Origin of the sequence: Ahrensia marina, assembly GCF_001293565.1 — a bacterium.
Taxonomy (GTDB): domain Bacteria; phylum Pseudomonadota; class Alphaproteobacteria; order Rhizobiales; family Rhizobiaceae; genus Ahrensia; species Ahrensia marina.
Genome location: NZ_JXMU01000001.1, coordinates 110,954 through 123,699 on the forward strand (window position 1 = coordinate 110,954; position 12,746 = coordinate 123,699).

Sequence of the window (12,746 nt, forward strand, 5' to 3'; positions counted from 1 at the left end):
GGATGATACAGGCAGCGCATTACTCGGCTGCCTGCACCTCCTCAAGTCTGGCAATCTTTGCCGCACAGAACTTGAATTCGGGAATTTTTCCTAACGGATCAAGCTGAGGATTGGTGAGTACGTTTGCGGGGCTTTCGTTGAAACAGAACGGCATGAAAATCATACCATCCGCCACCTCACGGTCAGCGCGAAGCACTGCCGAAATTGTACCTCGGCGTGTTTCCACACTGACCATTTCACCGACAACCAATCCCTGTCGCGCAATTTCGTGCGGGTTCATCGCCGCAATGCCTTCCGGCTCAATCTCATCAAGAACATCGGAACGGCGCGTCATCGCGCCCGTATGCCAGTGCTCCAACAAACGTCCGGTGGTTAGCACCATCGGATATGCTTCGTCGGGTACTTCATCCGGCGGGCGCAAATCTGCAGGAACCAGCTTGCCGCTGCCATCTGCCGTTGGAAAGCCGTCACCAAAAATCACAGCAGCGCCCGGCTCACTTTCGCTGCTCGCCGGATAGGTCACCGCATCCTCATTAATCAGACGCGACCAAGGAATATTATTCAATGACGGCATGACGAGCATCATCTCGTTATAGACATCGCTGGCATCATTGTATTTCCAGTCGAGTCCCATCCGGTTGGCAAGGTCGATAATAATATCCAAATCCTGACGCGCTTCTCCCGGTGGGTCAATAGCAGGACGGCCGACCTGAATTTGCCGGTTGGTGTTGGTAAATGTGCCAAGCTTTTCAGCATGAACCGAGGCCGGCAGCACCACATCAGCGTGCCATGCTGTTTCCGTCAGAAAAATATCCTGAACAACAAGATGTTTGAGTTTTGCCAGCGCTGCGCGGGCATGAAGCTGGTCAGGGTCCGACATGGCCGGATTTTCACCCATAATATACATGCCGTGGATTTTATCCTCATGGATAGCGTCCATGATTTCAACAACGGTCAGCCCCCGCTTAGGGTCTATTGTAGCGCCCCAAACATCTTCGAACTGGCTACGGATATCGACGTTCTCAACGCTTTTATAATCAGGCAAAAACATCGGGATAAGACCGGCATCCGAAGCGCCCTGAACATTGTTTTGTCCGCGCAGCGGGTGCAACCCCGTGCCTTCGCGTCCAATCTGCCCGGTAATCAGAGCAAGCGCGATCAGGCAGCGTGAATTGTCCGTACCGTGTGTGTGTTGGGAAATACCCATCCCCCAAAAGATAATCGAGCGTTCCGAAGTCGCATATAGCCGCGCAACTTCGCGCAGGGTTTCAGCCGGAATACCGCAAACTTCTGCCATGTCTTCAGGCGCAAAATCTTTGACTTTGTCCTTCAGTGCCGCAAAGCCGGTGACATTGGCCTGAATATACTGCTCGTCATAAAGTTTTTCCTCGACGATCACATGCAGCAAGGCATTGAGCATGGCGACATCTGTGCCTGGCTTGAACTGAAGCGAGTGCTCGGCAAACTTCATCATGTCCTGCTGGCGCGGATCCATGACGACAATTTTCGTACCGTTCTTGGCTGCCTGTTTGAAATAAGTCGCGGCAACCGGATGGTTTGTCGCCGGGCGCGCACCGATAATGATCACACAGTCCGAAACCATTGCATCGGTAAAGGGCGCGGACACGGCACCTGACCCAACCCCTTCCAGCAGGGCTGCGACTGAGGAAGCGTGGCAAAGGCGCGTACAATGATCGACATTATTGGTGCCAAACCCTTGGCGTACCAGTTTCTGGAATAAATAGGCTTCTTCGTTTGAACCTTTGGCCGAACCAAAGCCGCTTAGTGCATCACCGCCATATTCTTTCTCGATCGCCATAAGCCCCTCTGCGGACTTGGCCATGGCCTCTTCCCATGTGGCCTCGCGAAAAACATCTTCGATTTTCATAAAGCGCATATCAATATCACCGCGCTTGGGCGCATCATCACGCCGTATAAGCGGTTTGGTCAGGCGCTCCTTGCTCATAGCATAATCATAACCAAACCGGCCTTTTACGCAGAGGCGGTTTTCATTGGCAGGACCGTCGCGCCCGTCCACCTGAACAATTTTGTTGTCCTTGACATTGATGGTTGTCTGGCAACCAACCCCGCAAAACGGACAAACAGAATTGACGGATTTATCAAACTCTTTGATTTTGCGGCTTTTCCCGGCCTCATCCATAAGTGCCTTTTCATAAAGCGCACCGGTCGGACACGCTTGAACGCACTCTCCGCATGTCACACAGGTTGAAAGCCCCATCGGATCATGGACATCAAAAACAGGCACTGAGTGCGAGCCGCGCTCGGCCATGCCAATCACATCATTGACCTGCACCTCACGGCAAGCCCGCACACAAAGTCCGCACGCAATACACGCATCCATATTTACAGCGATAGCCGGATTGGAAATATCGTGCACTTCGCGCGGAGCATCGTCGAACTTGCTTGGCAGACGGTCAGAACCTTCAATCCCGAAGCTTTGCGCCCATGCCCAGAATACCGACTGATCATCAGGTCCACTATCACGCGCAGGCATATCTGCGGCGAGCATTTCAAACACCATCTTGCGGCTTTTTTCCGCCCGCTCGGTCGCCGTATTGACCTTCATTCCTTCGGTCGGTTTGCGGATACATGATGCGGCCAGATTGCGCTCACCTTCAATGTCCACCATGCAGGCACGGCAGTTGCCATCGGAGCGATAGCCCGGTTTATCAAGATAGCATAGATGCGGAATATCGACGCCTTCGCGCTTTGCAACCTGCCAGATTGTTTCCTCGCCTGAGGCTGAAACCTGCTTGCCGTTCAGTGTGAATGTTGTTTGGTTGCTCATCACAAATCCTCCCTGAAATGGGTCAGCAAATGATTGACCGGATTAGGGGCCGCCTGCCCCAAACCGCAAATCGAGGCATCACGCATAACTTGCTCAAGATCGCGGATCGTTTCTTCATCCAGATTGCCACTTTTTCGAAGCAGCTTGGATAGTTTTTCCGTGCCGCCCCGGCATGGTGTGCATTGACCGCAGCTTTCATGCGCAAAAAAGTTAATCAGATTGATAACCACATCTTTGATATTGTCCTGATCTGAAAGGATCACCACCGCATGCGAGCCGACAAATGCACCGTGCTGAAAAAGACTGTCGCCAAAATCCAGCGGAATATCATCCATGGATGCAGGTAAAACCCCGCCCGAAGCACCGCCCGGGAGGTAAGCCTTGAATACGAGCCCATCAGCCATGCCGCCGCAATATTCATCTATCAGTTCACGCACTGTAATGCCGGCAGGAGCCAGTTTAACGCCGGGCTCTTTCACACGGCCTGAAACCGACCATGAACGAATACCCGGATGATCAGGCTTGCCTTGCTCCGCAAACCATTGCGGTCCATTTTCGACAATGTCGCGTATCCACCAAAGCGTTTCAACATTATGATTGAGTGTCGGGCGGCCGAACAAACCAACTTCCGCAATATAGGGCGGGCGATGCCGCGGCAAACCGCGCTTGCCTTCAATCGACTCGATCATCGCGCTTTCTTCACCGCAAATATAAGCGCCAGCGCCCCGTCTCAGCTCAATGAAGCCCTTGTCGATGATACCGCCATCTTCAAGCGCCGCAATTTCAGCGCGTAAAATCTCCAAAACAGCAGGATATTCATCGCGCATATAGAGATAGATCCGCTCCGCCTCCACTGCATGAGCCGCAATAATGGCTCCTTCGAACATGCGGTGCGGATCACTTTCAAGATAATAACGGTCTTTAAATGTTCCCGGCTCGCCTTCATCGCCATTGATCGTCATAAGGCGCGGTCCCGGATAGCCTTTCACAAAACCCCATTTTTTACCTGCTGGAAACCCCGCACCGCCAAGGCCCCGCAAGCCCGCATCACCGAGTGTCTCAACCAGCATGTCGAAGGTCAGCTCATTGGCGCGCACACGGTCAAGTACTTGGTAACCGCCGCTTTCCTGATAGGCATGCAGGCCGATATAATCCGGAACGGCAACATCAAACTCGCCCAACTCAGCCATTTTGAGAAGGCCCAACGTCGAAGCGTTATCCACTTCACGGTCACCAATACGCGCAGCAGGAGCATTGGCGCAGCGTCCCATACACGGCGCCCGCAACACGCGCACATGGTCAGGATTCGCATTTTTGCTTAGATTCGCAATAAGATCTTCAGCGCCATTCATCATACAGGAGAGTGAATCGCATACACGGATCGTTAGCGGCGCAGGCTTTTCCTCATCCTCGCGAATAACATCAAAATGATCATAGAAGGACGCAACCTCATATATCTCGGCCTGTCCGATACGCATAATTTCAGCCAGAGCGCGAATATGCCGCGCTTCAATACAGCCATACATGTCTTGTATTTTGTGAAGATTTTCTATGAGCAGGTCGCGGGCGAGCGATGTACCGGCCAAGGCAAGTTTGACTTCGTCCAATGCCGCGTCTTCGAGCTGCCGTCCTTTTGTAAGACTGCTTTTTCGACCTTTGCGCATAGGCGTCAACTCATTCATCAGAAAACATCCGGTTATTATTGTTACCTTACACTATAGCAGACAGACTAAGAGACTTTTCCCAATGCGCCGTCATCGCGTCGTCTTTAAATTTATACGACGTTTGCCCCACAGTGATCCCCGACCACCCAAACATATTCATTGGCACCACGATAGTTCGAAAGTTGAACACTGTATGACATTGCATACAAACCCGTTCATATGACTGACATATGAATCTGGTTTAGCGGACTGAAATTAAAACGGTTCTGCTATGATTAAAGCCAAGCATCACAAGACGATTTTTATTTCCGATGTCCATTTGGGCACACGCGGCTGTCAGGCCGAAATGCTTCTGGATTTCCTGCGCCATAACGATGCTGACAAAATTTATTTGGTCGGCGATATCTTTGATGGCTGGCGAATGAAGAAGGCTTTTTACTGGCCGCAGACACATAATGACATTGTTCAAAAGCTTTTACGTAAAGCCCGCAAAGGCACCGAGATTATCTATATACCAGGCAACCATGATGAAATGTTGCGCGGTTTCCTAGGCACGCATTTCGGCGGTATAGAGGTGCGCGACCGCGATATCCACATATCGGCGGACGGCACAAAATATCTGGTTATTCATGGCGACCAGTTTGATATGGTCGTGATGGGCGCGAAATGGCTCGCCCATGCCGGCGACTGGGCCTATGACTTTCTGCTCTGGTTTAACGGCTGGTTCAACCGTGTGCGCCGTCTATGGGGCGGTCAATATTGGTCGCTGTCAAAATGGGCGAAACTGAGGGTCAAACAGGCGGTCAATTTTATTGGCGATTTTGAAGATGCGCTTGCAACAGAAGCAAAAAAATCCCGTGTGGATGGTGTCATTTGCGGCCATATTCACCACGCAGCGCTGCATGATTTGAATGGCGTTCGCTACGTCAACACAGGCGACTGGGTGGAAAGCTGCACGGCAATTTTCGAAGATGAAAACGGCAAACTCCACCTCGTAGACTGGGCCGATGAAATGCGCCTGAGAAATCTGCGCTTATTGGCGGCCAGCGTACCGCAACAAACTGACACCAAAAACGAACAAACAGCCGCTTGAAGGGCGTAATCATAGATGCCAGCAATTCAGAACACTGCACGCGCACAGCTTGATGCAGCCGTCCAGCGCAACAAAGCATTCAGCATAGACGGCTTTTTGGAGCGGGTCTTTGCCAAAACCTTTACCGGACTGGTCTATCCGCAAATCTGGGAAGATCCGGAACAGGATATGAGGGCGCTGAACATCCAGCCCACAGACCACGTCGTCACGATAGCCTCTGGTGGGTGCAATATTATGAGCTATCTAACAGCTCAACCAGCATCCGTTACGGCTGTCGATTTGTCACCGGCCCATATCGCGCTGAACCGCTTGAAATATACCGCCGCGCGTCACTTGCCTGACTACGATGCCTTCTATCAGTTTTTTGGCAATGCAAACACAAAGGGAAATGCGGCATTATTTGATCACTACATTGCCCCCTATCTGGACGAGCAATCACTGGCTTACTGGAACAAGCGCACCGGTTTGCGCGCACGCCGGATTAATATGTTTGAAAACGGCTTTTACCGTTATGGCGCGCTTGGCAAATTTATTGGCAGTGCGCATTTTGCATCACGCCTGCTCGGCGTCGATTACAAAGAATTCTTATCCTGCGAAACACAGGAAGCACAAATGGCGTTTTTCTATGAAAAAATGCGCCCTGCCCTCAATGCTTGGTTGATCAGGTTCATCACAACAAATCGGGCCTCGCTTTTTGGCCTTGGTATACCGCCGCAACAATATGAAGCGCTGGCAGGCGCGGCAAATGGAGATATCCACGCTGTGCTAGTCGAGCGCACCCGCAAACTGATGTGTGATTTTCCGCTCAGCGAGAATTACTTTGCGTGGCAGGCATTCAACCGCGCCTATAAACAGGACGGCACAGGGCCGCTGCCCCCTTATCTGCAAAGGAACAATTATGAGACAGTGCGGGATAATGCCCACAAAGCGGAAATTCATAACCGCAACCTGACAGATTTGCTGGAAGAAACGCCCGCCGACACGAAAAACTGTTTTGTGCTGCTTGATGCACAGGACTGGATGACGGACCAGCAGCTCAATGACATGTGGGCGCAAATTGACCGGACCGCGCAAAAAGGAGCAAGGGTCATATATCGCACTGCTGGTGTGGATGACATTTTGCAAGGCCGCGTGGATGGACGGATACTCGGCAATTGGCATTATGACCTGCCGCGTTCGCAAACATTAAACGTGGAAGACCGCTCTGCCATCTATGGCGGCTTCCATATTTACACACGCAAATAGGCAAGCTTGTGAGTAACACGCAAACCGATCATGCACATGCTTCCCTGATGGATACCATCTATAGCAAGCAGCGGCATTTTTATGACGCGACCCGCAAGTTTTATCTTCTTGGCCGCGACCTGATCCTGCAACGCCTGACAATACCGCAAAACGGCACAATGCTCGAAATTGCCTGTGGCACGGGGCGAAATTTATGCCTTGCTGCAAAGCTTTACCCTTCTGCAAAACTATATGGCTTGGATATTTCTGCCGAAATGCTCAAATCCGCAAATAGCAATTTGCAAAAGGCTGGCCTCCACGACAAAGTCCATTTGGCGCAAGGCGATGCGACCGATTTTGATGCCAATGCACTTTGGGGCGTACAAAAATTCGACCGAATATTACTTTCCTATTCATTGTCGATGATTCCGCCTTGGGAAGCCACAATTGAACATGCGGTAAATCAGCTAAAACCGGGGGGTGAACTCTGGATTGTTGATTTTGGCGATCAGGCAAGATTGCCTAAATGGTTCAAATCTGCGCTATACGGATGGCTTCGTAAATTCCACGTTCAGCCGCGGCAAAATCTTGAAGCAATTGCACGAAAGGCCGCCAGAAACATTAATGGAACCGCCGAATTCGGGACTCTATATCGCGGTTACGCCCAGTTCGCTGTCATTAAAAAGTCCTCAATCGTCTAGATTGAACCTGCACCACAAAATTCAAGCGTTGCAAAGACATAAAGATTTCTTTATTTCTTTATATAGGATTTTGAATTTTGGAGCATCTAATGACAACTGCGACACCTCTTGCCGATTTCATCGCTGAAAAAGGCGTTCTTCTTGCCGATGGCGCAACAGGTACAAACCTGTTTGCAATGGGGCTTGAATCTGGCGAGGCGCCGGAGCTTTGGAATGAGAGTGCGCCGGAAAAAATCGTCAAACTGCATCAGGATTTTGTAGATGCCGGCGCTGATATTTTTCTAACCAACTCATTTGGCGGAACGCGGCAACGCCTGAAACTGCACAACGCGGAAGATCGCGTATTCGAACTCAATAAAAAAGCCGGAGAAATCGCGCGCAGCGTTGCTGATAAAGCGGATCGCAAAATTATTGTCGCCGGTTCGGTTGGCCCTACCGGTGAGCTTCTCGTTCCGCTTGGCGAACTGACATATGAATTTGCGGTTGAATCATTTCGCGAACAAATCAAAGGCCTGAAAGCTGGCGGCGTGGACGTTATCTGGATTGAAACCATGTCCGCGAGCGGCGAGATGCAGGCAGCGGCCGAAGCAGCGGTTGCCGAAGACATGGAATATGTTTGCACCGCTTCTTTCGACACTGCCGGCAAGACCATGATGGGCATTCATCCGGCCGACATGGGTAAGATCTTTAAAAAATCCCCAGAGATGCCAACAGCCTATGGTGCCAATTGCGGTGTTGGCGCGTCGGATATCCTGTCGTCATTACTCGATATGAAAGACGCTGCACCGGACGCAAAAATTGTCATCAAAGGCAATTGCGGTATTCCGGAATTCCAAGGCGAGAAAATCGTTTATTCCGGCACACCGGAATTAATGGCAAGATATGTCGAACTTGCCGTTGATGGCGGTGCGGCAATTATCGGCGGTTGCTGCGGCACATCATGCGACCATTTGCGTGCTATGCGCGTTGCGCTTGACAATCATGTTAAAGCGGAGCGTCCGACGGTCGAATTTATTTGCGAGCAGATTGGCCCGATGCGCAATTCCAAAGCGGCAGCTTCAGGTGAAGGCCCGCAAAGAGAACGCCGCACAGGTGGTCGTCGCCGCCGATAAAAGCCCGAGCAATTCCGCTCGGGATTGCTTTAGTCTTTCAGTGCCTTTGCATGCCACTCAAAATGGTCGGGCAGAAAAGTCGCGATAAAATAATATGAGTGATCATACCCTTCACGCATATTAATCTCCACTTTTTGCCCTCCAGCGTCACACGCTTCGTCAAACAAATGTGTCTGTAGCTGCTCTTCCAGAAAATTGTCCGCCGTGCCCTGATCAATCAATATCGGCACATCACTTGGTGTGGCCGTAACCAGCGCGCAAGCATCGTGCTTTAGCCAATCCGTACGGTCCTCACCGATATAGGCTGAAAAAGCTTTTTCCCCCCACGGCACTTTAGATGGCGCAACGATAGGCGCAAATGCAGAAACAGATTTATAACGACCGGGATTTTTAAGATGCAGCGTTAAAGCACCATGTCCGCCCATTGAGTGGCCTGTAATGCCTTGGCGCTCCAGATCAGCGTTTGCGAACTCCTTCTTGATTAAAGCAGGCAGTTCTTCCGCAATATATGTTTCCATATGGAAATGCTTTGCCCAAGGCGCTTGCGTTGCATTGATGTAAAAGCCAGCACCCTGCCCCAAATCATAACCATCGTCATTGGCCACATCATCACCGCGTGGTGAGGTGTCCGGCGCGATAACCATAAATCCATGCTCGGCGGCCAAGCGCATAATACCGCTTTTTTCCATCACATTTGACCAGTTGCATGTCAGTCCGGACAGGTACCAGATGACCGGTACTTTAGAAGTCTTTGCTTGTTGCGGTGTAAATACTGCAAACCGCATCACACAGTGGCATGTTTCACTTTGGTGATCGAATACTTCCAGCATCCCACCGAAAGCCTTTTTTTGTTCAACAAGCTCCAAAACACACTCCAAAACCCTTGGACACACAATGGTCACAAACTAAAATTCAAAAACTTTTCAACATCTTAGATTGACTTTACGCAAATACTCAAACAGCGCGAGGAACCGAAACATCAACCTGACGTTGTTGCAGCATAACAGCCTCAACGGCAAGATTGGAGAGAAAAATGAAAAAGCAATTAAACCTTTCTACAGCCCTCGCTACAGTCGCAATTAGTGCAATGACCATCGCCGCACCTCTTGCTATTGCACAGGATGCAACACAGCCCGCAACGACGCAGGAAGAGACGCAAACACCTGCTGATACAGCCCCTGCAGATGACGCAGCTCCTGCCAACAGTGCAGCGCCAGCAGATGATGCAACAACGATGGAAAACGATCCCGCTGCGGACACAATGACCGAACCCGCAACTGAGATGGAAGAAGCTGCACCGGCAACAGACACTGAAGCCGCTCCGGCAACTGATATGGCTTCACAAAGCGGCGAAAAATTCTTCGTCTATGAGGCTGCAAACCAGATGACTTCTGATGATCTGCTCGGTTCCGATATCAAAAACGCTGCCGGTGAATCGCTCGGTGATGTCGAACAGATTATCGTGTCTACAGATGGTGAACTAGCTGGTGTTATCGTTGGTGTCGGTGGTTTCCTCGGTATCGGTGAGAAAAGCGTTGCAATCAACTTTGAAGCCATCACATTCGAAACGAGCCCAGACTCAGGTGAAACGCTTCTGATACTCGACAGTACAAAAGAAGAGCTGGAAGCCGCGCCAGAGTTTACAACCAAAGAAGAGCAGGCCTCTGAGTCAGAAGCTATGACAACAGAAGAGCCGGTAGCAACCGAGCCGATGGCTGACACAACAGCCGAAGATGTTGCCACTCCGGATGCCTCAGATGCTGAGACAATGGAAGAACCTAAAGAAGAAGTTCCAGCACAATAAGCTGACTTACTTTAGCGACTATAAAGCCACCTTCCCTGGGAGGTGGCTTTTCTTTTACGTGTTTAACTTTAGTAAAGAACGACGGAGCGGATACTTTCCCCGGCATGCATCAAATCAAAGCCTTTATTGATATCATCCAAAGGCATTGTGTGGGTTATCAAACTATCGATATCGATACGCCCATCCATATACATATCCACGATTTTCGGCACGTCTGTGCGCCCTCTGGCACCGCCAAAAGCTGAACCGCGCCAAGAACGGCCGGTCACAAGCTGAAATGGCCGGGTCGCAATTTCTGCTCCCGCCGGTGCAACACCGATAATGATGCTTTCGCCCCAGCCTTTGTGACAACATTCAAGCGCGGTGCGCATGACATTTGTGTTGCCAATACATTCAAAAGAATAGTCGGCACCGCCACCTGTCAATTCAACCAAATGTCCGGTTAGATCGCCTTTGATGTCATTGGGATTAACAAAGTCGGTCATACCGAACTGACGCGCCATTGCTTCTTTTGCAGGGTTCATATCAACGCCAACGATTTGGCGCGCGCCAACCATTCGCAGCCCTTGCACCACGTTCAGGCCAATGCCACCCAAACCAAAAACCACCGCCGTAGAGTTTGGCTCCACTTTGGCTGTAAACATTACGGCACCAAGCCCCGTTGTCACACCGCAACCAATGTAACAAATTTTGTCGAACGGTGCATCGGAGCGCACCTTTGCCAAGGAGATTTCAGGCAAAACAGAATAGTTCGAGAACGTGGAACAGCCCATATAATGAAGCAGCTTTTCACCCTTATAGGAAAAGCGGCTTGTGCCGTCAGGCATAACACCCTGCCCTTGGGTTGAACGGATCTTTTGACAGAGATTGGTTTTCGGGTTGAGGCAATATTCACACTCACGGCATTCCGGTGTGTAAAGCGGAATAACATGATCGCCCACTTTCAAATCTTTTACATCCGGCCCTACCTCGACGACAACACCTGCGCCCTCATGGCCAAGAATTGCCGGAAATGCACCTTCAGGATCAGCGCCGGAGAGCGTGAATTCATCGGTATGGCATATACCGGTTGCCTTCATTTCAACCAGCACTTCGCCGGATTTTGGACCTTCAAGATCAACTTCGACAACTTCCAGTGGCTTGCCTGCTTCAAAGGCAACAGCGGCGCGCGTTTTCATGGCATTCTCCCGTTTAAGCTTTGGCAAACATTGGCGCGCATAAAGCGGTGATGCAAGCCATCACGGCAGACAAGCTTAGGAAATTGCAGACTGTTTAGCATTTTTTACCAATTTGGTGGGATAGTGTCCCTGCGGAAGGAATATCGATGAAACCACTCGTTCTTATTGCAGGTATGGCTTTGTTTGGCGGCATCGGTGGTGCGGCCTATAGCGAGTATGACCGGCTTACCTCGGCGCACGAACAGATCCGCAATTACATCCTTCATAATGCAAAAGCCTATAAGGCTGATAAAGATGGCTTTGAACGTGCTGTCGAAGAGGGTGTCGCCATTTGTGCGGCACGGATGTATCAGGTGGAACTGCCATCTGCGCATCGACGCTTTTTTGCACTTAACATCGCAACAGACTACGACATTGTTAATCAATACGGCCTTCAAGCCAATGAAAAACAAGAAGAAATCGCCGACATTCGCGCGCATGTTGCAAGCAGCTTTTACACAGCGCTGCCTGACGAACTCAAAACACTGCCAGCAGAGACAAAGGAACGGCTGACAGCGCTTAGCATAGATTTTCGTGATAAACGCGAAAAACTGGCCCATTGCACGCACGCAAACACCTACAAAATCTGGTTTGCGGATAAACCGGCCGAAAGCTAAAATAATCTGTCTGCGCACCTCGTTTTAACGGCACATCATTCCTACCTGTAGGGCGAACAGTTTACAGGAGAAAACGATGAAATCTGCCAAGGATTATCTGGCTGAAGCCAATGCCGAAGTGCCGCGTATTACCGTTAAGGAAGCAATCGCGGTATATGAATCAGGAAACGGTACATTCATTGATGTGCGCGATTCCAGCGACATCGCAAAAAGCGGCACAATCAAAAACGCCCACCGCATCCCGCGCGGCTTTATGGAATTTGCGGCGGACAGCGAGATGCAGTTCCACAATGAAGCATTGCAAAAAGATGCCGATATTTATCTGGTCTGCGGTGCCGGCGGTCAGGCCGCTCTGGCTGGCAAGACCCTAAAAGATATGGGCTATCAAAGCGTCACCAATATTGGCGGTATTGGCGACTGGAAAGAAGCCGGCGGCGAAATGGAAGACTGATCCGTATCACCACGCGGTTACAAGAAGCGAAAGGCGGCACGTTCATCCGAACGC

General features: G+C 50.7%; 11 protein-coding genes. 7 read left to right on the forward strand and 4 right to left on the reverse strand.

Annotated features, from left to right (window positions below; translation table 11 throughout):
- Positions 1 to 19: 19 nt before the first annotated feature.
- Together fdhF and SU32_RS00520 are read right to left on the reverse strand one after the other, a co-directional pair.
- Positions 20 to 2,809 (reverse strand): formate dehydrogenase subunit alpha, encoded by a 2,790-nt coding sequence (fdhF, locus tag SU32_RS00515; RefSeq protein ID WP_053997361.1) that lies wholly within the window; start codon positions 2,807 to 2,809, stop codon positions 20 to 22.
- Positions 2,809 to 4,491, reverse strand: coding sequence for an NADH-ubiquinone oxidoreductase-F iron-sulfur binding region domain-containing protein (locus SU32_RS00520; protein WP_053997362.1), 1,683 nt, complete (start codon positions 4,489 to 4,491; stop codon positions 2,809 to 2,811). The genes fdhF and SU32_RS00520 overlap by 1 nt, the downstream gene beginning before the upstream one ends.
- Positions 4,492 to 4,744: 253 nt before the next feature.
- On the opposite strand from SU32_RS00520, the gene SU32_RS00525 reads away from it, so the two are divergent.
- From SU32_RS00525 to bmt, 4 genes are all read left to right on the forward strand, one after another.
- A complete protein-coding gene (locus SU32_RS00525) occupies positions 4,745 to 5,566 on the forward strand; it encodes a UDP-2,3-diacylglucosamine diphosphatase (RefSeq protein ID WP_053997363.1) in 822 nt (273 codons plus the stop codon).
- A gap of 15 nt (positions 5,567 to 5,581) precedes the next feature.
- Positions 5,582 to 6,811 (forward strand): BtaA family protein, encoded by a 1,230-nt coding sequence (locus SU32_RS00530; RefSeq protein ID WP_053997364.1) that lies wholly within the window; start codon positions 5,582 to 5,584, stop codon positions 6,809 to 6,811.
- An 8-nt stretch (positions 6,812 to 6,819) separates the two neighbouring features.
- Positions 6,820 to 7,491, forward strand: coding sequence for a class I SAM-dependent methyltransferase (locus SU32_RS00535; protein WP_342670068.1), 672 nt, complete (start codon positions 6,820 to 6,822; stop codon positions 7,489 to 7,491).
- An 89-nt stretch (positions 7,492 to 7,580) separates the two neighbouring features.
- On the forward strand, positions 7,581 to 8,603 hold the full coding sequence (gene bmt / locus SU32_RS00540) for a betaine--homocysteine S-methyltransferase (protein WP_053997366.1): 1,023 nt from the start codon (positions 7,581 to 7,583) through the stop codon (positions 8,601 to 8,603).
- A gap of 29 nt (positions 8,604 to 8,632) precedes the next feature.
- Here bmt and fghA read toward each other — a convergent pair whose 3' ends face one another.
- A complete protein-coding gene (gene fghA, locus SU32_RS00545) occupies positions 8,633 to 9,469 on the reverse strand; it encodes an S-formylglutathione hydrolase (protein WP_053997367.1) in 837 nt (278 codons plus the stop codon).
- Between the two features lie 167 nt (positions 9,470 to 9,636).
- On the opposite strand from fghA, the gene SU32_RS00550 reads away from it, so the two are divergent.
- On the forward strand, positions 9,637 to 10,407 hold the full coding sequence (locus SU32_RS00550; RefSeq protein WP_053997368.1) for a PRC-barrel domain-containing protein: 771 nt from the start codon (positions 9,637 to 9,639) through the stop codon (positions 10,405 to 10,407).
- A 68-nt stretch (positions 10,408 to 10,475) separates the two neighbouring features.
- On the opposite strand, the gene SU32_RS00555 is transcribed toward SU32_RS00550, so the two are convergent.
- On the reverse strand, positions 10,476 to 11,585 hold the full coding sequence (locus tag SU32_RS00555; protein WP_053997369.1) for an S-(hydroxymethyl)glutathione dehydrogenase/class III alcohol dehydrogenase: 1,110 nt from the start codon (positions 11,583 to 11,585) through the stop codon (positions 10,476 to 10,478).
- A 146-nt stretch (positions 11,586 to 11,731) separates the two neighbouring features.
- Here SU32_RS00555 and SU32_RS00560 point away from each other — a divergent pair, with 146 nt between their 5' ends.
- On the forward strand, positions 11,732 to 12,241 hold the full coding sequence (locus tag SU32_RS00560) for a hypothetical protein (protein ID WP_053997370.1): 510 nt from the start codon (positions 11,732 to 11,734) through the stop codon (positions 12,239 to 12,241).
- Between the two features lie 76 nt (positions 12,242 to 12,317).
- The gene (locus tag SU32_RS00565) at positions 12,318 to 12,692 is read left to right on the forward strand and encodes a rhodanese-like domain-containing protein (RefSeq protein ID WP_053997371.1); all 375 of its coding nucleotides are present in this window, start codon (positions 12,318 to 12,320) and stop codon (positions 12,690 to 12,692) included.
- Positions 12,693 to 12,746: the final 54 nt, after the last annotated feature.

Bases quoted from the DNA above. Each gene is read 5' to 3' on its own strand.
- fdhF (WP_053997361.1), bottom strand. From the start codon at position 2,809: ATGAGCAACCAAACAACATTCACACTGAACGGCAAGCAGGTTTCAGCC.
- bmt (WP_053997366.1), top strand. From the start codon at position 7,581: ATGACAACTGCGACACCTCTTGCCGATTTCATCGCTGAAAAAGGCGTT.
- SU32_RS00565 (WP_053997371.1), top strand. From the start codon at position 12,318: ATGAAATCTGCCAAGGATTATCTGGCTGAAGCCAATGCCGAAGTGCCG.
- SU32_RS00525 (WP_053997363.1), top strand. From the start codon at position 4,745: ATGATTAAAGCCAAGCATCACAAGACGATTTTTATTTCCGATGTCCAT.
- SU32_RS00560 (WP_053997370.1), top strand. From the start codon at position 11,732: ATGAAACCACTCGTTCTTATTGCAGGTATGGCTTTGTTTGGCGGCATC.
- SU32_RS00530 (WP_053997364.1), top strand. From the start codon at position 5,582: ATGCCAGCAATTCAGAACACTGCACGCGCACAGCTTGATGCAGCCGTC.
- SU32_RS00555 (WP_053997369.1), bottom strand. From the start codon at position 11,585: ATGAAAACGCGCGCCGCTGTTGCCTTTGAAGCAGGCAAGCCACTGGAA.
- SU32_RS00520 (WP_053997362.1), bottom strand. From the start codon at position 4,491: ATGAATGAGTTGACGCCTATGCGCAAAGGTCGAAAAAGCAGTCTTACA.
- SU32_RS00550 (WP_053997368.1), top strand. From the start codon at position 9,637: ATGAAAAAGCAATTAAACCTTTCTACAGCCCTCGCTACAGTCGCAATT.